Genomic DNA, 22,032 nt, shown 5'->3' with positions numbered 1-22,032 from the left:
TTCGTGATCCCGATACGATCACTCAAGCATTTAATAACTTAAACACAAAATGGCAACATGAATATATCACTGAACTGGTTGAAAGACTATTTGAAAATCAACCGCAACACGGAGGAGATTTGTAAGATTCTGACAAGTATCGGCCTGGAAGTAGGAGGTTACGAAGAATTCGAAGCGATAAAAGGAAGTTTGAAAGGATTAGTCGTGGGACACGTACTGACGTGTGAGGCGCATCCGGATTCGGACCATCTTCACGTGACCACGGTCGATCTCGGACATGGAGAACCGGAACAAATCGTATGCGGGGCCCCAAACGTGGCGGCCGGCCAGAAAGTGGTCGTTGCAACCGTCGGTACAACCCTGTACAAGGATGACGAAGAGTTTGTCATAAAGAAATCAAAAATCAGAGGGATCTCTTCCAACGGTATGATATGCGCCGAAGATGAAATCGGCGTCGGCACGGATCACGCGGGTATTATGGTCCTTCCGGAGGATACTCCCGTAGGCATACCTGCCGCCGACTATTTTAATATTTACCGCGATACCACGATAGAAATAGACATTACGCCCAACCGTATCGACGGAGCTTCCCACCTTGGAGTCGCCCGCGACCTGGCAGCCTACCTGCAACAAACGGAAGAGATCCGTTACACCTTGCCCTCCGTAGACGCCTTTAAGGCAGACCGTACGGATTCTTCTATTTCAATACGTCTTGAACGCCCTGAAGCTTGCCGGCGTTACGCTGGAATTTGCATAGAAGGGGTAACGGTAAAGCCCTCTCCGGAGTGGTTACAGAACAGGATGAAGGCGATCGGCTTACATCCGATCAATAACATCGTAGACGTCACCAACTACATTCTCTTCGGTTTGGGACAACCACTTCACTCTTTCGACAAGGCTAAAATCAAAGGAGACGAGGTCATTGTCAAAAGCGTTGCGAAAGGCACTAAATTCATCACGTTAGACGGAGTGGAAAGGGAGTTGCATGAAGACGACCTGATGATCTGTAACCGGGAAGAGCCCATGTGCATCGCCGGAGTTTTCGGTGGTTTGGAAAGCGGTATTTCGGAATCTACTACCGGTGTATTCTTGGAAAGCGCCTGTTTTGATCCTGTTTTCGTTCGTAAAACAGCCCGTCGTCACGGTTTGAATACGGATGCCTCTTTCCGGTACGAGAGAGGAACAGATCCCAATATCGTGATTTACGCTTTAAAATTAGCCGCCTTACTGATCAAAGAGGTCGCCGGAGGTGAAATCACCTCCGAGATCATCGATATTTATCCCGAACCGGTAAAAGATTTCGAGGTAAGCATAAAATATGCCCACGTAGACCGTTTGATCGGTAAAAAGATCGAACATGAAAAAATAAAAAAGATATTGCGGGCATTAGAAATCAAAATCGTAAAAGAAGAGGAAGAAGGAGTGTTGTTAAATGTTCCTCCTTACCGGGTAGACGTGAGAAGAGAAGCCGACGTCATCGAAGATATCCTGAGGATTTACGGGTTCAATAACGTGGAAGTTCCCGCAAAGGTAAATTCCACGCTCAGCTATTCGGAAAAACCAGACGATTTCCGGTTAAAAAATCTGATATCCGATCTATTGGCAGCCAACGGATTCAACGAGGTGATGAATAACTCCCTGACTAAGGCGAGCTATTTCGAAGAAACGAAAACTTATCAACCGGAACACACCGTCATGCTGTACAATCCGCTCAGCTCAGACCTGAACGCGATGCGTCAGACTTTACTTTTCGGCGGACTGGAAAACATAAGCTACAATATCAACCGCAAAAACAACAATCTGAAATTATTCGAATTCGGCAAGTCATACACTTTCCATAAAAAAGAGGGGATCGACAATCCTTTGAAACAATACAAAGAAGAAGACCTGTTGGCTTTGTTTATCACCGGTAGTAAAAATAACTTGAATTGGAACGCCAAAGAGACAAAAACGGACTTTTTCTATCTGAAAGGGTATTGCGAAATGATCCTGAATCGATTGGGGATCCACCCGGATCACCTGAAAACGGAAGAGACCGACAAAGATATCTTCAAAGAGGGATTGATTTACAAGATGGGAGACAAACCTATCGTCTCCATGGGAATACTTAGCAAACTGCCTCTGAAAAAAACCGATGTAAACCAGGAGGTCTATTATGCCGAATTCTCGTGGGAAAATATTTTAAAAGCCCTGAAAAACCATAAGATAGCCTTCGTCCCCATGCCTAAATTTCCATCGGTGAAACGCGACTTGGCCTTGTTATTGGATAAACAGGTCAGTTTTAAAGAGGTTAAAGAGTTGGCTTTACGGACAGAGAAATCTTTACTGAAATCAGTTACGCTCTTCGATGTATACGAGGGTGAAAAATTAGGAAACGGCAAAAAATCATACGCTGTCAGCTTCACTTTGTTAGACGAAGAGAAAACGCTCACGGATAAACAGATTGATAAAATCATGAACAAATTGATCGGTGCCTACAAACATCAGTTTAACGCTGAGATTCGATAACCTACACGGCAGGGAAATCCCTGCCGTTTTTTTCAATTATTTGATCATGGCTCCATACAAATCATTGCTTCCCTCCTTTCTTTTAATCGTCGCTTATTTTATTGCTGACGAATTCTTCGGCCCTAAGATCGGATTGCTCGCGGCCATCGTATTGGGAGGAGGCGAATTTTTGTATGCTTTATTGAAGGACAAAAGGGTTGATAAACCGATTCTATGGAATACCGTTCTATTCATAGTATTGGGAATTTTGTCCGTAGTCTCTGAAGGTAGTTCCTTAGAAAAGTTGCAACCGGCCGTTATCGAGGCAGCCCTAACCCTTTTATTGGGTATATTTGCTTTTTCCAAGGCCGATATCACGTACACCCTACCAGCCCCCTATAGACGTTCCGTACAAATTACCCCGGAACAAAAAAATGCTATGCGCCGCATAATCAAATTCCTGTTTTATCTATTAGGAATACACACTTTAATTGTATTTGTCTCAGCCTTTACAGTCTCCGAATCAGTCTATTCATTCATCAACGGCCCGTTATTGTACCTGTTGATCGGATTGTTTTTCGTTACCCTGTTTGTCAAAAACAGAATACTTGCCGGAGCGGCCCGTTACGAGGAGTGGTTACCCGTGGTAAATGAAAAAGGGGAGATAACCGGCAAAGCCACCCGGCGCAGCTGCCATTCCGGTTCCAAATTACTCCATCCTGTCGTTCACCTTCATCTGATCAATTCGAAAGGAGACCTCTTTTTGCAAAAACGGAGCCGGAAAAAAGATCTTCTCCCGGGGATGTGGGATACGGCCGTAGGAGGCCACGTGGGATTCGGCGAAAAAATAGAAGAGGCTCTAAAACGGGAAACATTCGAAGAGTTGGGAATTCGCCAGTTCAAAGCAAGATTTTTAGGTTCCTACGTGTGGGAATCCCCACAAGAACGAGAATTGGTTTTCTCCTTTCTTTCCACCTCACATGACCCGATCGACATCCATAACGATGAAGTAGAAGAGGGCCGTTATTGGAGCCGTCAAGAGATAGAAAACAACCTGCAAAACAACATTTTCACGCCGAACTTTATTCACGAATATTCCCGAATGCTAAAGAAGCGTCCGGCATAATCCTGAGAATCAGCAGCCGCTGTCTACTCTTAGGGAATATTTTCAAACTAAATATACAATAGTAAATATTTTATTCTTTATATTTGTAAAAAAGTAAAATATTATCATGTCGGCAAGTATTGATATGCCGATCATGATTTAACCATTTCTTTACATCGAACGCGATACTAAAAAATTAAACATGAATTTTCGAAATGTTGGCCTGCTTGCCCGTTACGAGGCTAAAACGATATCGAGAGAGTGGAGTTTCCGTGTGATCGCCGTGTTAACCGTGTTGATCGTAACCTTTCTTCACGGTATAACACAAAGCAATTTAGTTGAACCGGAATGGATTGCCATATCGTTACCATCGGCCATACCCTACGCGAACGCTTACCTGATTGATATCCTGCTGATACTTGTCGTTATTTTTTACGCGGGTAATTATTTATTGGAAAAGCATCCCGAAGGAGCCAACTCGGTTTTATCGGCACGTCCCTATTCCAACATGGAGTTAGTATGGGGTAAATAGCCCCAAGGGAATTAAAATAAGGAGTGGAGATGGGCGACCAGGAAAAAGCAGAAGTTCTTTCATTTTATCTAATAGCATATCTGTAAATAAAACTCAAGAAACAAAACTTCTTTACAAGAAAGAAGATTAGCTTAAATATATCCTCTATATTATCAAAATAGCCATTAATCGATTCTCTCTAATATTTAAAATAAAAGCCACCATAAAAATGGTGGCTTTTATTTAATGCTTTCTGTCTCTAATACTCATCTTCATTAAAGAAGAAATCATCTTTACTCGGATAATCCGGCCAAATATCCTCGATACTTTCGAATATCTCTTCGTCGTCTTCAATATCCTGAAGATTCTCAATAACTTCCATAGGCGCCCCTGAACGAATGGCATAGTCTATCAACTCATCTTTTGATGCAGGCCAAGGTGCATCTTCCAATTTAGAGGCAAGTTCCAGTGTCCAATACATGATATATCGTTTTAGAGTAAATTCTATATTTTGCCGCGAATATATGTTTTATTTCTAAAAATACAACTCTATTCGCGGAATAAGAAGTTATTTAGAATTAATACAAATAACATACTCCTTATTCCTAACCAAATAGCACTAAAGTTTCTATTTTCGTTACTCATCATCCGAGAAATGGATCAACACTTTACGATAAGTATTGAATATCTTTGCCTTAGACACGAATCCCAAGTATTTATGATCCTGAATAACAGGCAGATTCCATGCACCCGACTCTTCAAATTTCTTCATCACTTTTTCCATCGAATCTTCTATATCTATAACGACGGAAGGAGCTATCATAAAATCTCGGACATAGGTTTTGGAATACATTTCCTGATTGAACATTATTTTACGGATATCATCCAACAAAACGATTCCCAATAAATGGCCGTCGTTATCCAATACGGGAAAGAGATTACGACTCGATTTGGAAACAATTTTAACCAAATCGCCCAAGGTCGAATCGATCCCGATGGTTTTGAAATCCGTTTCCACCACTTTATTCAATTTCATCAACGTCAGAACGGCCTTGTCTTTATTATGAGTCAACAGATCGCCCTGCATCGCCAACCGACGGGCATAGATCGAGTAAGGCTCCATTCCCCGGCTCGTCAGATATGCCATAACCGATGTCAACATCAACGGCAGAAGTAACGCGTAACCGCCCGATATTTCAGCGATCAGGAACATGGCTGTCAAGGGGGCATTCATTACTCCGGACATTACCCCGGCCATGCCTGCCAAAACGAAATGACTCTCCGGCACCTCGCGAATACCGCTTAAATTGATCAACATGGCTAACAGGTAACCTGCAACCCCTCCCGTAAACAGACTCGGAGCAAAAACACCGCCGACACCGCCGCTACCATTAGTCAATGCCGTGGCTATAACTTTTATAAACACCATACCGATAACAAAAAGCGGCAGTATCCATATCTTGTCCCTAAAATCGAAGAAATAAGTATTATTCAACAACTTATCCGGCTGCCCTCCCATCATCGTATCCAAAGCTGTATATCCCTCACCGTACAAAGGAGGAAAAATAAAAATAATAACACCCAACAACGCTCCTCCGATAGCCATCTTCTTAAACGGGTGTTTGATCTTATTCAGAAAATGTTCCACCCGGAGATTCATCCGGATAAAATAGACGGAAAGAAGTCCCGTACATACTCCCAATAACACATAATAAGGAAAATTCCCCATGGCGAACTTATCCGTAATCTGGTAAGAAAACAGAAAACCGTCACCCATAAAAAAGAAAGCGATCACGTAAGAAGTAATAGCCGTAAACATCAAGGGGACGAGCGAAGCCATCGTCAAATCCAACATCAACACCTCCATCGTGAAAACGATGCCGGCAATGGGAGCTTTAAAAATTCCCGCGATGGCTCCCGCGGCACCGCATCCGATCATCAACGTCATGACCTTGTAGTTCATACGGAAGAGACGGGCTAAGTTAGAACCGATGGAAGCTCCCGTTAAAACAATCGTGGCCTCCGTTCCCACCGAACCTCCGAAACCGATGGTGAGCGTACTGGCAATCATCGAAGAATAGTTATTATGAGGTTTAATCATACTATTCCTCCGGGATATGGCATACAAGACTTTCGTTACCCCATGACTGATATCCTCTTTGACAAAATATTTCACGAATAAGGTGGTCAACAATATACCGATAAAAGGATATACAAAAAAAAGGAGACTCCCGCTATCGACCTGCATTCTCTCCGTGAAAAACACATGCGTATAATGTACCATATTTTTCAACAAAACTCCCGCAAGTCCCGTCACAATCCCGACTAATATACTTAATATCACGATAAATTGCTTCTCCTTGATATTACGCACACGCCACATTAAAAATTTTCCAAGAAACCCCTTCTCTCCAGTTGACTCAGCCATATTTCAATTCCTTTTATCGGTTCTTCTTCACGCTTTTTAACGAACCGTACCGGGGATAAAAGTCTATACTTATTCCCTCGTTATTGATCACATCCAAAGGAAATATCTTCGTATACCCTAATTGAGGAATAACACACCGTTCCGTTATCACACTTTTATTGCCGCAAGTTAAAACCAAATCGGCAACGGCCGGAACCCGATAAGTCACCCCAATTACGGGTTTATGTGCAGAATCGTTCTCTTTCGGAGGTAAAATTACATTCTTCACTTCAATCACATAGGGTTCGGCTGATACGTTATTTTTAGCGGTAATACCGCTTGTCTTCGAAAAACGGAAGAGCGTTACCGTTTCATCCTCTTTTTGCGGAACATAGACAAACTCTCGTTTCACCCGCTCTTTCACCTTTTTACCCATAAAAAGACTCAGATAATCTTTTTCCAAAGCGTCCAACTCTTTCAATGCTTCCCGAGTAGCAGGCCCGGAGCTACTTACACCGGACAATAAATCCAATCTTTTTTTACGGATATTAAAAATTTCGTCCGTGATCTCCTTTACATAATCTTTCTCCTCTTTCAACACGTACCGTTCAATCGGGTCCCATACCCGACGCATCTCCCCCTCGACCTCTATCATGGAAAAATTAGAATCCAATACCTCTTTCAAAGTAGAACGTACCCCGAAACGAACGTAATCAATCTTCTGCTCCTTATTATCTTTAGGTACGATATAGAACACCTCTTTTTCCGCATCCGCACTATTCTGGCTACCGTTCACCCCGGACAAAAAACCCTCCGGCGTCAAGTTTAAACAAATTCCGGCATACTCTCCCGTGGTTGTCACTGAATAGATATTTTTAGTATCGGGAAGAGCCTGGGGAATAATACGTATATCCTTAAGTTCCCACTCTTCCCCCGCCGCATTTATATCCGGTCCGATCCCCAACTGCTGTTCGGCATACTGACGGAAAGGACCCGGTATTAATTTCACACGCTCCATGGTTACTTCCACTTTAAAGCTTATTTTAGGGAGCATATAACTCACCGAAACCGGGGTGGACAACTCTCTCTTCTTCTGTCCTAAAACCGACAAGGAGAGACATCCGATCAATATCCATATAAAACAAATCTTTTTCATGATCTTTTTCCTAAATTATTTTAAAAAGAATCCTTACACACTCTTTTCCTACCCTTTAAACCAACGTTTCCAATTTTCTCCATGCTTTTCCAAGAAAAGCAATAATATCTCCGGATTTCATACCGCGTACTCCCATCTCCTCTCTCGCCAAATCGCCGGCCATTCCATGAACAAAAACTCCCGTTAATACCGCATCCGGTACAGGCATACCGCTTGCCAACAGTCCTGTAATAATCCCCGTCAAAACATCTCCCGCTCCGCCCTTGGCCATTCCCGGATTACCACTCATGTTAAAATAACATTTCCCCTCCGGTGTAGCTACCACAGAATGAGCACCTTTTAACACAACATATACATTGTATTTTTCTGCAAAAATGCTCAATTTATTTAATCTATCAAAATCATTTTCACTTTTTCCTGCTAATCTTTCAAATTCTTTGGGATGGGGTGTCAAAACCGCACTTTCGGGTAATAATTTCAATAAACGGGCATCAGCGGCAAGTAAATTCAAGGCATCCGCATCCAGTACCATCCTTCCTTTCCAATCTTTCAACAAACGCTCCAACCCGAAAGCTGTTTCCGTCGACGTTCCTATTCCCGGCCCGATACCCACGACCCGGTATTTTGACCAATCGAAAATACGGGAAAAGCAATTTTCATTCACGTCTTCTTCGATCAAAACCTCCGGTACGGCAAGATGTACTATTTTTTTCAAAGAACGAGGGAGGTGAAGGGTCAGCAAACCCACTCCCGAATGCAAAGCCCCTTCGGCTGCCAGTATCGCAGCTCCCATCATCCTATAAGAGCCTGCTATCAACAAAGCATGCCCCATCTCCCCTTTATGAGTGAACTTTCCGACCTTCGGCAAACGGGCTGCAAGCACATCCGGCGTCAAATAAAAATAAGAGGAAAACAGATCCCGTAATATTTCCGGATGCAAACCTATGTCCAAAACTTCAAAATCTCCCACATAACGATAATTTTCGGGGAACATAAAAGACAATTTGGGAAACTGGAAAGTAAGCGTGTAATCGGCTTCCATTATACTTCCGGTATTTTTCGCGTTATCCTCTCCCAATAAACCGGAAGGAATATCCACCGCAACAACGGGCAAAACGGAGCGATTTATCCTATCTATCACTCCGGCACACCATCCTGTTACCGGACGACTCAATCCGGCTCCGAACAAAGCATCGATCCATATTCCCTCCACGGATTCCGCATCGAAGTCGGAAATCTCCCGAACATCAACACAACTTCCGGAACGAGCCAGATAATCTTCCCGATACTTCTTGCAATCAGCGGACAAACACGCTCCCGTCCACACGTGATACACCACAACCTCGTACCCTTTTTCCAACAAGAGTCCGGCAAGGGCAAAACCGTCTCCCCCATTATTCCCGACTCCTGAAACTATGTTAAAAATAGAATTATTCGGAAAAATTTTCAAAAGCCGACAGGCAATAGCTTCAGCCGCTCTCTTCATTAATAGAGATGAACTTATCGGCTCATGCTCAACGGTATATCTATCAATTTCTTTTAAATCAGATGTTTTAAAAATCTTATTATACTTTTTCATAGGTTCTAAGTTCAAACGTTTTCGTGTTTTAAAGATAAAAAATTATCCTATATTTGCGAGGTTGGAGTGCGAACAAAGTTAAATCATTATTAATTTATAAATATCAAAATCATGTTTAAAAAACACCCCAAAGGACTATTGGCGGCTGCCCTTGCTAATATGGGAGAACGCTTTGGTTTTTACATTATGATGGCAATTCTTACGTTGTTCATCTCTGCAAAATTCGGTCTATCCGAGACCACAACCGGATATGTCTACTCGGCTTTTTATGCTTCTATTTATCTACTGGCATTAGTCGGAGGAGTCATTGCCGATAAAACAAAAAATTATAAAGGTACAATACTTATCGGGTTGGTTCTGATGGCCGTCGGCTATCTGATCATAGCCATACCGACCCCAACTCCCGTTCCAAGTATGGGACTTTATCTAACGATTACCTGCGTTGGACTTTTGGTTATTGCTTTCGGTAACGGTTTATTCAAAGGAAATTTACAGGCTTTAGTCGGTCAGATGTACGACAACAAAGAATATTCCGATAAAAGGGATTCCGGTTTCCAGATATTCTATATGTTTATCAATATCGGAGGATTCTTCGCTCCCTGGATCGCAATCGGCGTCAGAAACTGGTGGTTGAAAGTGAATAACTTCGATTACAATGCCGGCCTACCGGAATTATGCCACCAATACCTCGAACAAGGTAGTTCCATGCCCGCGGAATCTTTAACCCGTTTGACGGAGTATGCCAATACCGCTTACCTGAGCGGTTCCATGTCAGATCTACCCACCTTTGTAAACAGCTATTTAGATGTTTTCAATCGCGGTTTCCAATATGCCTTTATGGCTGCAATCGTGGCCATGTTGATCTCACTGGTGATCTACATCGTCAACAAACAAAAATTCCCGGATCCTGCCAAAAAAGCCGTATCGAACGTCAAAGGCGCTCCCCAAATAAGCAGGGAAGAGATTACCATGAATGCGCAAGAGATCAAACAACGCATATACGCCCTGTTCGCCGTATTCGGCGTCGTTATCTTTTTCTGGCTCTCGTTCCATCAAAACGGTTACTCCCTGACGTATTTCGCCCGCGATTACGTGGATTTGAGCGTCATCGATATCAACTTGGGATTCACCAGAATCAAAGGAGCCGAAATATTCCAATGCGTGAATCCTTTCTTCGTGGTAACCTTAACACCGCTGATCATGTGGTTATTCGGATATTTGAAGAGACAAAGAAGAGAACCTTCCACCCCGATGAAAATCGCTATCGGTATGGGAATCGCGGCACTTGCCTACATTTTCCTAATGATCTTCTCTTTCGTGTTACCGGCAAAAGAGACCTTAAGCACGATGACGGAAGCACAAATCAGTGCCATTCGCGTTACTCCCTGGATCATGGTGGGACTCTATTTCATCCTTACCGTTGCAGAGTTATTCATCTCTCCTCTCGGATTGTCTTTCGTTTCCAAAGTAGCACCTCCGCATTTACAAGGCTTAATGCAAGGTTGTTGGTTAGCGGCCACGGCTGTAGGAAACTCACTGTTATTCATCGGAGGACTCCTTTATACCTCCGTACCCATATGGGCTTGTTGGTTAGTATTTGTTTGTGCAACGGCGGCTTCCATGATTGTCATGCTCTCTATGGTGAAATGGCTTGAAAGAGTCGCAAAATAAATAAAGCATAATATTTCAAAAGCGAGGTGAAAGCCTCGCTTTTTTTATATCTTTGCGACAGCAAACTATAATATTAATTTTAAAATAACGTTGTATGTTAAAAGATCATCCAAGAGGATTATTTGTATTGGCATTTGCTAATATGGGAGAACGCTTCGGTTACTACACCATGTTGGCTATCTTTACATTGTATCTTCAAGCTCGCTATGGTTGGACATCTGCAGCCACAGGACAAGTTTTCGGTGGCTTCCTCGCTGCTGTTTATTTTTTACCCGTATTCGGAGGATTTATCGCCGATAAATATTTAGGCTACGGTAAAACGATTACACTCGGTACAGTTATCATGTTTTTCGGTTATGCTTTACTCGCATTCGGAAGCGGTCTGGCCAGTATGTTCGTATCGTTAGGCCTTATAGCTCTCGGTACCGGATTCTTTAAGGGGAACTTACAAGTTCTGGTGGGTAATCTCTATGATTCGCCCAAATACAGCAAAAACCGGGATTTAGCGTTCAGTATTTTTTACATGTGCATTAACATCGGTGCTTTCTTCGCTCCCAGTATGGCCGAGGCCATCACGAACTCCATCATGGGAAAATCCGGTCTGGAATATTCAGGGAAAATACCGGCATTAGCACATCAGTTAATCGACGGAACCATTAATCAGGCTTCTGCCGGATATACCGAATTGGTTAACTTCGCTGCATCTCAGGGACAAACCATTAGCAGCTTAGACGGATTAAAGGCTTTTGCTCAAAACTACATCGACGTGCTATGCCAATCCTATAACTACGGTTTCGGTGTGGCTTGTATCAGTTTGATCGTATCGTTAGCCATATTTTTAGGCTTCCGTAAATTTTATAAATCTGCTGATGCTACCGAAAAAGAAAAAGCGCAGGGTAAAGGAGCTAAAGACGCTGTTGTCATAGAACTGACCCCCAAACAAACTAAAGAACGTTTGATTGCTTTAGGATTGGTTTTCGCCGTGGTTATTTTCTTCTGGATGTCATTCCACCAGAACGGTTTGACCATGACACTTTTTGCTCGTGATTACACGGTTTCGCATGTAACCGGTTACTCCAGTCTTCTGTTCTCTCTTTACGGTTTAGTACCTATCATATTATTATTCTACGGACTATTCATGGTTATTACCGGAGAGAAAAAAGTGAAACCCATTGGAGGAATTATGTCCGTCGTGTTTATTTTAGTACTCTATTTCGTTTACCAAACCAAATTTGCCGGTGTCGAAACACCGATCACTCCGCAAATCTTCCAGCAATTTAACCCGATGTTCATCATCATATTGACACCCGTGTTCGTGGGCCTGTTCAGCTGGTTAAACAGCAAGAAAAAAGAGCCGTCCGCCCCTCGTAAAATCGGAATCGGTATGATCATCGCGGCATTAGGTTTCTTAGTACTCATGTTCGGTTCGTTCGGATTAACGGCTCCTGCCGATCTACAAGCCAACCCGATGTCGGAAAGCGATATGGTTTCTCCCTACTGGTTGATCAATACATACCTTGTTTTAACTTGTGCCGAGCTGTTTTTAAGCCCGATGGGTATCTCCTTCGTGTCGAAAGTCGCTCCTCCAAAGTACAAAGGTTTAATGCAGGGAGGATGGTTTGCCGCCACTGCTATCGGTAATTACTTAGTAGGTATCATCGGATATTTCTGGGAAAAAGTAAGCTTAGTCGCTCTTTGGGGCATCCTTATCGGTTGTTGTGCCCTCTCTGCAATCTTTATCTTCTCTATCATGGGACGTCTCGAAAAAGTAACCCGCGAATCAGAGGAACAATTAGCCGCTGCCGAGGCCGCTGCCAAACAAAAAGAAAATTAATTTTTTTCCACATAAAATAAAGCGAGGTCGGAAAACCTCGCTTTTTTATTCAAGTCCGGAATCGTATTTCCCAAAATGTTAACTATATTTGTAAGATATAGAAAGCGTCCGGCAATTATCCGAAAACAGTTTTTTCGATTGTACTTGGCTTTTATATTTCGAATAGAGAGATTCAATTATTATAACCATGTAAATCATTCGATGGTTTATACGGTTATTATTAAATAAAACAAGACAAATATGGCACGAAGCAACACGTTGTTCAAATGGTTACTAACTACCTCGTTTGTGTTTATGACAAGTTTTACCCATCCTCTTTTTTCACAGGATTTTTCCAAAAACAATCTGTTTTCCTACAAAGAAGTAGACGTCAAACCGTCATTAAAGACCGAGCAAAACATATCCTTCTCCCAATGGATAGTCAATCAAATTACCCACAGAGAACTATCTTTCCAAGGTAAACCTTCAGAAGGAGCATCCCCGTACAATCTTTTCATATTTAATGATTCTTCAGGGATATATCACAAAATAGAAGTCACATTTACGGTAAAGAACAACGGAAAAGTAGGCGATATAGATATAGAGAAAACAAATTACCCGCTCCTTGAAGAAGAAGTAGCCAGAGTATTAACCCAATCTCCGAAGTGGAACGCCGGATACCATGACAAACGCAAAGTGGACACACGTATCAGAACTTCCCTTATCTTCGATTTAAAAGGGAGTCCCGTAAAATTAGATAAAAACCCACTATACTTCAAGAGTATTTCTCGAAACAATCCGGGGAAAGGAGCCACTATTTCCAATTACATTTACGATGTAGCCACCACCCTACATTCACACAAAAACGACAGTATTCACGGAAAACTCGAGTTGAGTTTTGTCATCGATAAAAACGGGCATTTTACCCTTTTGGAGGAAAAACACGGCTTATCCTCCGCTCTCCGCTTCTCTAACAACGGTTTATCATCTAAAGATACCCGATGGGAACCGGGCAGGCTTGCCAATCGTCCTGTAAGCATAAAAATTGTGACAACTATCGATTTCGATAGAAAAGTTTACGAATACGACTGTTATCTGATTCACGATTAAAAAACGAGACCTTCAGAAGGTCTCGTTTTTTAATCGTGAGCTATAATAAACACGCTCCCCGTAATCAAAAACTAAATTGCAAACCGACTCCCAATACCTCCTTAAATTGCAAACGAGGGCCTGCGGTTCCGTCTTTTTGAGCAACCTTCACGTCATCGTCATACAACATATTGGTAGAAATTGTAGCTGAAATCCATTTATTGACGGTCATATTCAATTGAACCTCCCAACGTACATCCACATTTTGCGGCTTTCTTAAATAATCGGAAAACAACTCCAAACGGGAATATATTTTCATATTCTCCCAAAATTCATAAGTTACCTCAGCCCTTAAATTAGCACCGAATTCCGATAAAAGATGCTTTCCCTCCTTGACACCGAAGGCCCCTTCATCGGACAAACGGGAATCGGCAACAACAGTTCCTCTCCATGAAACCGGAGTCAGCGTGGCCGTAAAATAAGATTTGGGAGTCCACGTCAAACCGGTACCGACCACGATATAAGCAGGAGCCATAAATTTAGAGATAAAACTTGCATCCTCGTTGGAGTAATCATATCCTTTGGCAAATTGGGTGTTAAAATTCAGCAACATACTCCAATACAAAGACTTATACAACTGATAACCATAGGTTGAAGCCAAATAGATTTTATCATTGGTTTTCCTGGCACTTTTCCCATCGTTTTTGGTTAACCCGTATCCCAACTCCAACCGATTTTGCCATAAATTCCGATCTTTTTTATAATCGGCACTATACGTGAGCTGGGCATCGAAAGCTAATGCAGACTCACCTCCGGCGGCCCAATTACTTAAACTGACCTGTGTCATCTTTAGTCCAAAAAAACCGGCATTCTTCCAGGAAGAGTCACGAACAGGTCCCTCTGCCGCATGCAAAGATCCTCCTATAAGCAATAGGAAAATCAAAAATACATATCCTTTTACCATTTTCTAATTTTTTATTATTCGTAATTACAAGTATTTATTTTTTCACAAAAGTAATCATTTCCATGTGAAACGAAAAAACAGGACAAACAGTTATGAATAATGTGGAAATTATAGAGATGGATCCCGATAAATTTCCTTATCAGCCATATCAATTTCAAATTTTTGTACAAAGTTCCGATATCCGAACAAGCAGATTTACCACTTTTATCATGGAGGAAACGGGAATATACTCGTAACGTCCATGCGAATTATGTGCTCCATTGGAAAGATTCGGAGTCGGCAGTCCCATGAAAGACAAGCGTGAACCGTTTGTACCTCCCCGAATAGGGACAATCAAAGGCTTTATTTCCAACTCATTCATGGCCTGTTTGGCAATATCTACAATATAGTGAAGCGGTTCCAGTTTTTCCCGCATATTCGCGTATTGATCTTTTAACTCCAATAAAATCGGTAATTCATATTTCCGGGAGAAATCTCGCACGCCATTCTCTATCACCCCTTTTCTCCACTCAAAATTTTCCCGGTCAAAGTCACGTATCAAAATCTCTACCGTCGTCTCTTCCACTGTCCCTTTTATAGAATAAAGATGGAAAAAGCCCTCGTAGCCCGATGTCAACTCCGGAACTTCCCGCTTGGGCAAACTGGATATGAATTCATAGGCGACTTTCATTGAATTGACCATTTTATTTTTGGCATATCCGGGATGAAAATTCCTTCCTTTAAAAACCAATCTAACCATCGCGGCATTGAAATTTTCATACTCCAACTCACCGACCTCCCCTCCGTCCAAAGTATACGCGAACTTTGCCCCGAATTTCTTCAAATCGAAATGATCGGGCCCCTCGCCGATCTCCTCATCCGGAGTAAAACAGACAGCAATGGTCCCGTGTTTTACTTCCGGGTGTTGAATCAGGTATTCCATCGCCGTTAAAATCTCGGCTATACCGGCTTTATCGTCTGCTCCCAATAATGTGTTTCCATCCGTCACGATCAGATCGCTTCCCACATAATTCATAAGCTCCGGAAAATCATCCGGGGATAAAGTATACCCTTTCTCTTTGCTTAATAAGATATCCACGCCAGTATATTTCTCAATGATCTGCGGTTTCACATGTTTGCCACTCATATCCGGACTCGTATCCATATGGGCAATAAATCCAATAGAAACACTCTCCCTCTCCATATTAGAAGGAACAAATCCCATCACATAGCCATTCTCATCTACCGATACATTCTCCATACCGATCTCCCTCATCTCATCACAAAGAAGATAGGCAAATTCTAATTGCCCCGGTGTGCTGGGATTCAATCCGGTTTCCCGGTCAGACTGGGTATGTATTTTTGCGTATTTAATAAAACGCTCGACAACTGGCAACATATATTCAATTTATGATTCAGAGGTTTTCGATTAAGAGATTCGGTTTTCGCGATAAAAATCGCACGATCACTCATTACCTAATCACAGAATCTTCTCTATTTAAATTAATAAGCTCTTGCAATTAATACTCTACGATGAGAAGGCTTTCCCGTCACCATACATTTTCCCTCTTCTTCTTCAGCATCGAAGGGAATACAACGTATCGTCGCTTTCGTTTCTTCCTTGATGCGGGCCTCCGTTTCTGGAGTTCCATCCCAATGACAAAGGAAAAATCCTCCCTTCTCATCCAAAAGCGTTTTGAACTCCTCGTACGAATCTACCTTCGTGATCATTTTACTCCGGAAATCCAAGGCTTTCTTATACACGTTTTCTTGAATATCATCCAACAACCTGATAATATATTGTTCTATTCCCTCCAAAGGTAGAGTCTCTTTCGTCAGTGTATCGCGACGGGCTACTTCAATGGTACCGTTTTCCAAGTCCCTCTCTCCCATAGCTAAACGCACCGGAACCCCTTTCAACTCGTAATCGGCAAATTTCCATCCCGGTTTTTGCGTATCACGATCGTCAAATTTCACACTGATACCCAATTGTTGAAGCTTGCCTATTATTCCGTTAACTTTCTCCCTGATCTTTTCAAGGCCCTCCTTTCCCTTGTATATCGGCACAATAACCACCTGCAAAGGAGCTAATCTCGGAGGCAACACCAATCCGTTATCATCCGAATGACACATAATCAAAGCACCCATCAAGCGAGTGGAAACTCCCCACGAAGTAGCCCAAACATACTCCTGCTTACCCTCTTTTGAAGCAAATGTCACATCAAAAGCTTTCGCAAAATTTTGCCCCAGAAAATGAGATGTCCCTGCTTGCAAAGCCTTACCGTCTTGCATCAAGGCTTCGATAGTCAAGGTATCCAAAGCTCCCGCGAAACGTTCCGTTTCGCTCTTATGTCCCATAATTACGGGTACAGCCATCCATTTTTCCGCAAATTCGGCATATACCCGAACCATCTTATCCGCTTCCTCCATGGCTTCCTCTTTCGTCGCGTGAGCCGTATGACCTTCCTGCCACAAAAACTCAGCCGTACGCAAAAACATACGGGTCCTCATCTCCCAACGCATCACGTTAGCCCATTGATTACATAAAATCGGAAGATCCCTGTAGGATTGAATCCAATTCTTATAAGTATTCCATATAATGGTCTCTGAAGTGGGCCGAATAATAAATTCTTCCTCCAATTTCGCATCCGGATCAACGACAATGCCATTCCCGTCCGGATCGTTCTTTAAACGATAATGAGTTACAACTGCACACTCTTTCGCAAACCCCTCCACATGATCAGCCTCTTTTGAAAAAAAAGACTTGGGAATCAATAATGGGAAATAAGCATTATAATGTCCCGTATCTTTAAACATCTTATCCAATTGTTGCTGCATCTTCTCCCATATGGCATAACCGTAAGGTTTGATCACCATACATCCTCGAACTGCCGAATTTTCCGCCAAACCGGCTTTTACAACCAATTCATTATACCATTGCGAATAATTCTCTTCTCTTGTTGTTAAAAACTTAGCCATCTCATTATTTTTTGATAAAACCGCAGCAAATTTAAACAAAAAAGTAGGAATTCAGATTGGTAATGGTTATTTTTATACCTAATACCGATTTATGCTTTACGAACCATGAAAAGTGTGGTATATTTTTTGATAAGATAAAAGAAACAGGTCAATCTAATAACTATGAAAACAATACTATCTATACTGACATTGGCCGCTTTAGTCAGCGCCTGTTCGACGACACGAGACTTCGCTCGTGTTTCCGAAGACGACATCTATTACGTACCCGGCAAACAATCGCTTTTGGTACAGGAGATAGAAAGAAAAACGGGGAGTACGCTCTCTTTATATCCCGCGGAAGAACAACATAAATCCAAAGAGATAGATCCGGCCGTACTGGCAAAAGAACAAGCGGAAGCCAATAGCGGAAAAGTAAATCCGAGAGCGAAGGCTATCGGGATGGCTCGCTACGCTACACAAAAACAGGTAGAAGAAGCTCAGGCCCAAAGTACCACCCCTATTCTCATCGACGAAGAGTCCCAGGGATACTGGATAGGAGGCTTCAAAGGAAATCAACGCGATTTGGATGAATGTGTTCGGATCATGAACCGATACCCGGAAGGATTCGCTATTTTCGGCAATGCCCACGAGATCGCCATGAGGCTGTCATTCGATTCGGATTGGAATGTTTATACGGTCAATAATCGCTATTGGTGGTTTCCTTCCAATACCAACATCGAGCTATACTCTAAATTACATTTCGGAACCTACCCGGATTTCATGTGGACCGTCATGTGGAACGATCCGCGCTTCGACCGTTTTGCCATGGACCGATGGAATTCCCGTTGGAATTTCGGTTTCGGTTACTCATCCTGGGGGAACAACTGGGGATGGAACAGCTGGTATAATCCTTGGGGGTGGAATCACTCCTCTTACTGGGGATACGGATATTATCCGGGATGGAGGCATGATCCATGGTACTGGCATAATCACTGGAATTACGGTTACTGGCATCCGTATTATCCGGGAGGACGCCCTCATTGGGGGCACACCACCAAACCGAATCTAAAACCGAATTACGCGACGAGAACACATTACACGAACAATCGAAATGCCCGAAGCTATAATACCTACTCCCGCAGTAATCGTTACTCTTCGTACGGCAGAAACAACAACCAGAGTTGGGGATCACGCAATCAAGGCTCTTCCTCGTCTAATTCAGGGCACGATAGCGGTTATTCAAGAAGTAACAGCAACTCCTACGGAAAGAGTTCCACGACAAGAAGCGGAGGCTACACGGGCACGAGAGAACATAAAGAAACCGGACGTAGAAAATAATTTGACAAAAAGCATTATATGAAAGCATTATATTATACCATCGTGTTATTACTCTGCACGTCGGGCCTTAGGGCTCAAACCGAGGCAGACGCTCTGCGATATTCCAGAATATTCCCTTTTGGTAGTGCCAGAGTCACCGCCATGGGAGGAGCATTCGGAGCCTTAGGAGGAGATCTCTCCGTTGCGACGATGAACCCCGGAGGAATCGGAGTTTTCCGTAATTCTGAAATCAGCTTCACCTCTGTTCTCGATTTCACTCACTCCAAATCGGGCAACAGAAATATGGAAAAAAATCCTTATCTCATCGGTAATTTAGGATTTGTTATCGCCTTTCATCCCATACATGAAAAGTGGAAAAACATAAATTTCGCCTTCAACTATACCAATCTGAATAATTTCAACCGAAACATTTACCAGGGAGGAGACATCAATGATAAAAATTCGTTATTGGACGTATGGCTGATGGAAGCAAACGGAAACGACAGAAACTCACTGAACGAATTTACCACCAGTTTAGCCTACGATGCCTATCTGATCAAATTGCAGCCGGAAAGCAAGAACCAATACGAAATTCCCATCGTAGCAGGGGACAGTATGAGGCAATCGAACTACATCCGGGAAAGGGGATTTCAAGGAGAATACGCGCTATCCGTGGGGGCTAATTACGATGACAAACTCTACCTCGGAGCAACCCTTGGTATACAAAACATCCACTACAAGCATTATTCCACCTACACGGAGATCGTCGAGGGGAAAGAGATAGATTCCAAACTCATGTGGTTCGACTTCGTACAGGATTACACGACCAGCGGAGTAGGCATAAACTTCAAAGTCGGGGCAATCTATCGGCCGATCCCCCAACTTCGGTTAGGTCTGGCCATACATACTCCCACCTATTACAGCTTGACAGACAAGGTTACGAATGGGGCTTATTCACAATTCATAGAACCACCGGCAGGAGAAAAAGAGACCCAATGGGGAAATCATGCCAACACCTCTTTCGATTATAATCTGAAAACTCCATGGCGTTTTATCGCAAGCATCGCTACCGTACTCGGCCAGCGGGCTATCCTCAGCGTGGATTACGAATTCGTGGATTACAGCTCGTCTAAATTGAGCGGCGGAGACGGAACGAATTATTACGGCACAGAAGATGTAAACGGCGATTATATACCGGGAGCTAACGATATGATCAAGGAAGTATATCGAAATACCAATAACCTCAGGGCCGGAGCGGAATTCAGAGTTTCCAGCGTATTGAGTTTGCGAGGAGGTTATTCCTACACGGCATCCCCTTATAAAAAAGGAGAATTGAATGAAAAAAATAACGTACAAACCGTTTCCGGTGGTTTGGGACTTAATTTCAACTCTTTATACGTGGATTTAGCCTACATGCGTAAATATTCAAAAGAACAAAGTCTTTTTTATGCTTACAAATCCATAGAATCCCCCGTTATACAAACAAAATACCAGGATAACCAATTCCGGTTAACCGTCGGAGTACGATTCTGAAACAGCAAATCGGTCGATATTTTATTTTCGACCGATTTTTATCAGAATAAACCCTAATTATAACGCTCTTTTTCCTCGGGACTACATCCTTTTTTATTAATTTTGCCCCTCAAACGAAAGAGTAAATGAAAGCAAAAAAATTTTATATCGAGACCTATGGGTGTCAGATGAATGTAGCGGATAGTGAAGTAGTAGCAGCCATACTGGAAAGTAAAGGTCTCCAACATACAAGTGATAGAAACGAAGCCGACGTAATATTAGTAAACACCTGTTCCGTTCGGGAAAACGCGGAACAACGAGTACGGGGTCGCGTACAAGGGTTTTCTGAAATTAAGAAAAAAAATCCGAAAGTACTGGTGGGTATCATGGGTTGTATGGCGGAACGTCTCGGTGAAGCTCTTTTTGAGCAGGAAAAAAATGTAAACATCGTTGTCGGACCGGATGCTTATATGGATCTTCCCCTTTTAATCGAGCAAGCGGAGAAAGGGGAAAAAGCCATTAATATCCATCTATCTGCGACAGAAACCTATAAAGATATCTGTCCTTCCCGGATTGACGAAACAGCCATATCAGGATTCGTATCCATCATGCGCGGATGCAACAACTTCTGTACATACTGTATCGTTCCTTATACCCGCGGCCGCGAAAGAAGCCGAAGTCCGCACAGCATCTTGAATGAAGTGCTTGATTTGCATGCCAAAGGATACAAGGAAGTTACCCTGTTAGGTCAAAACGTCAATTCATACCTTTGGAAAGGAGAGCGTAACGAAGTTGATTTTCCGACATTATTGGCAAAAGCCGCTACTGCGGTACCCGATATGCGTATCCGCTTCGCCACTTCTCACCCGAAAGACATGAGTGACGAAATTTTACGCGCCATCGCATCTTATGACAATATTTGCAAACACATCCATCTTCCCGTTCAATCAGGAAGCAATGCCGTCCTGAAAAAAATGAACCGGAAATACACGAGAGAATGGTACCTCGATCGCATCCGGGCAATCCGCGAGATCATTCCCCAATGCGGGATATCGACGGATGTTTTCGTTGGTTTCCATGATGAAAGTGAAGAGGATTACCGCGAGACTCTTAGCCTTATGCAGGAGGTGGAATTCGATCTTGCCTACATGTTCAAATATTCAGAACGCCCCGGCACTTTGGCATCAAAACATATGCCGGACAACGTGGATGAAGCGACTAAAGGACGTCGTCTACAGGAACTTATCGATATACAGACCCATCTTTCTCTCATCAGTAACCGGAAAGATATAGGAAAAATATTCGAAGTTCTGGTCGAAGGGACTTCCAAGAAGAAGGCAGACGAATTATTCGGACGAAGCAGCCAGAACAAAGTGATCGTATTTCCCGATAACGGAGCTAAAATTGGAGATTTGGTACAGGTCAGGGTAAAAGAATGTACTTCCGCTACCCTTATGGGAGAAATTGTTGAAAACCGCTAAATA

At 42.8% G+C, this 22,032-nt stretch carries 16 protein-coding genes; 9 read left to right on the top strand and 7 right to left on the bottom strand.

Going from position 1 to position 22,032, the window contains the following annotated elements; translation table 11 throughout:
* Positions 1-57: 57 nt before the first annotated feature.
* The 3 genes from pheT to BN3283_RS05230 all read left to right on the top strand — a co-directional run bounded on the left by pheT (position 58) and on the right by BN3283_RS05230 (position 4,124).
* The gene (gene pheT, locus BN3283_RS05240; protein WP_059025936.1) at positions 58-2,508 is read left to right on the top strand and encodes a phenylalanine--tRNA ligase subunit beta; all 2,451 of its coding nucleotides are present in this window, start codon (positions 58-60) and stop codon (positions 2,506-2,508) included.
* A gap of 583 nt (positions 2,509-3,091) precedes the next feature.
* Entirely contained in the window at positions 3,092-3,613 is a 522-nt protein-coding gene (locus BN3283_RS14640) for an NUDIX hydrolase (RefSeq protein ID WP_059027177.1), read from the top strand.
* A gap of 181 nt (positions 3,614-3,794) precedes the next feature.
* Positions 3,795-4,124 (top strand): hypothetical protein, encoded by a 330-nt coding sequence (locus tag BN3283_RS05230; RefSeq protein WP_059025934.1) that lies wholly within the window; start codon positions 3,795-3,797, stop codon positions 4,122-4,124.
* A 238-nt stretch (positions 4,125-4,362) separates the two neighbouring features.
* Here BN3283_RS05230 and BN3283_RS05225 read toward each other — a convergent pair whose 3' ends face one another.
* The 4 genes from BN3283_RS05225 to BN3283_RS05210 all read right to left on the bottom strand — a co-directional run bounded on the left by BN3283_RS05225 (position 4,363) and on the right by BN3283_RS05210 (position 9,245).
* Entirely contained in the window at positions 4,363-4,584 is a 222-nt protein-coding gene (locus BN3283_RS05225; RefSeq protein WP_009135471.1) for a DUF2795 domain-containing protein, read from the bottom strand.
* A gap of 156 nt (positions 4,585-4,740) precedes the next feature.
* Positions 4,741-6,531 (bottom strand): chloride channel protein, encoded by a 1,791-nt coding sequence (locus BN3283_RS05220; protein WP_059025933.1) that lies wholly within the window; start codon positions 6,529-6,531, stop codon positions 4,741-4,743.
* Positions 6,532-6,544: 13 nt separating this feature from the next.
* Positions 6,545-7,666 carry a DUF4831 family protein gene (locus BN3283_RS05215; protein ID WP_059025931.1) on the bottom strand — a complete coding sequence of 374 codons (1,122 nt, stop codon included), beginning with the start codon at positions 7,664-7,666 and terminating at the stop codon, positions 6,545-6,547.
* A gap of 55 nt (positions 7,667-7,721) precedes the next feature.
* The gene (locus tag BN3283_RS05210; protein ID WP_059025930.1) at positions 7,722-9,245 is read right to left on the bottom strand and encodes a bifunctional ADP-dependent NAD(P)H-hydrate dehydratase/NAD(P)H-hydrate epimerase; all 1,524 of its coding nucleotides are present in this window, start codon (positions 9,243-9,245) and stop codon (positions 7,722-7,724) included.
* Positions 9,246-9,356: 111 nt separating this feature from the next.
* Between BN3283_RS05210 and BN3283_RS05205 the strand changes: the two genes are divergently transcribed.
* The 3 genes from BN3283_RS05205 (at position 9,357) to BN3283_RS05190 (ending at position 13,839) form a co-directional block, all read left to right on the top strand.
* Positions 9,357-10,916: a peptide MFS transporter gene (locus BN3283_RS05205; protein ID WP_059025928.1), complete on the top strand. Its 1,560-nt coding sequence runs from the start codon at positions 9,357-9,359 to the stop codon at positions 10,914-10,916.
* A 94-nt stretch (positions 10,917-11,010) separates the two neighbouring features.
* Positions 11,011-12,750, top strand: coding sequence for a peptide MFS transporter (locus tag BN3283_RS05200; protein ID WP_041503937.1), 1,740 nt, complete (start codon positions 11,011-11,013; stop codon positions 12,748-12,750).
* A gap of 240 nt (positions 12,751-12,990) precedes the next feature.
* A complete protein-coding gene (locus tag BN3283_RS05190; RefSeq protein WP_147625544.1) occupies positions 12,991-13,839 on the top strand; it encodes an energy transducer TonB in 849 nt (282 codons plus the stop codon).
* A gap of 64 nt (positions 13,840-13,903) precedes the next feature.
* Here BN3283_RS05190 and BN3283_RS05185 read toward each other — a convergent pair whose 3' ends face one another.
* The 3 genes from BN3283_RS05185 to proS form a co-directional block, all read right to left on the bottom strand.
* Positions 13,904-14,782, bottom strand: a complete 879-nt coding sequence (locus BN3283_RS05185) for a DUF3078 domain-containing protein (RefSeq protein WP_059025922.1) — start codon at positions 14,780-14,782, stop codon at positions 13,904-13,906.
* A gap of 154 nt (positions 14,783-14,936) precedes the next feature.
* On the bottom strand, positions 14,937-16,160 hold the full coding sequence (gene pepT, locus BN3283_RS05180) for a peptidase T (RefSeq protein ID WP_041503941.1): 1,224 nt from the start codon (positions 16,158-16,160) through the stop codon (positions 14,937-14,939).
* A gap of 104 nt (positions 16,161-16,264) precedes the next feature.
* On the bottom strand, positions 16,265-17,740 hold the full coding sequence (proS, locus tag BN3283_RS05175; protein WP_041503942.1) for a proline--tRNA ligase: 1,476 nt from the start codon (positions 17,738-17,740) through the stop codon (positions 16,265-16,267).
* A 162-nt stretch (positions 17,741-17,902) separates the two neighbouring features.
* Here proS and BN3283_RS05170 point away from each other — a divergent pair, with 162 nt between their 5' ends.
* The 3 genes from BN3283_RS05170 to miaB all read left to right on the top strand — a co-directional run bounded on the left by BN3283_RS05170 (position 17,903) and on the right by miaB (position 22,029).
* A complete protein-coding gene (locus BN3283_RS05170; protein WP_147625543.1) occupies positions 17,903-19,057 on the top strand; it encodes a hypothetical protein in 1,155 nt (384 codons plus the stop codon).
* Positions 19,058-19,075: 18 nt separating this feature from the next.
* Entirely contained in the window at positions 19,076-20,569 is a 1,494-nt protein-coding gene (locus BN3283_RS05165; protein WP_059025918.1) for an OmpP1/FadL family transporter, read from the top strand.
* Between the two features lie 125 nt (positions 20,570-20,694).
* On the top strand, positions 20,695-22,029 hold the full coding sequence (miaB, locus tag BN3283_RS05160; RefSeq protein ID WP_059025916.1) for a tRNA (N6-isopentenyl adenosine(37)-C2)-methylthiotransferase MiaB: 1,335 nt from the start codon (positions 20,695-20,697) through the stop codon (positions 22,027-22,029).
* Positions 22,030-22,032 lie beyond the last annotated feature (3 nt).

Origin of the sequence: Gabonibacter massiliensis (genome assembly GCA_001487125.1) — a bacterium.
Taxonomy (GTDB): Bacteria; Bacteroidota; Bacteroidia; order Bacteroidales; family Marinifilaceae; genus Gabonibacter; species Gabonibacter massiliensis.
Note: the sequence above shows the minus strand (reverse complement) of the source record. Positions and strands in the feature narration are given on the sequence as shown.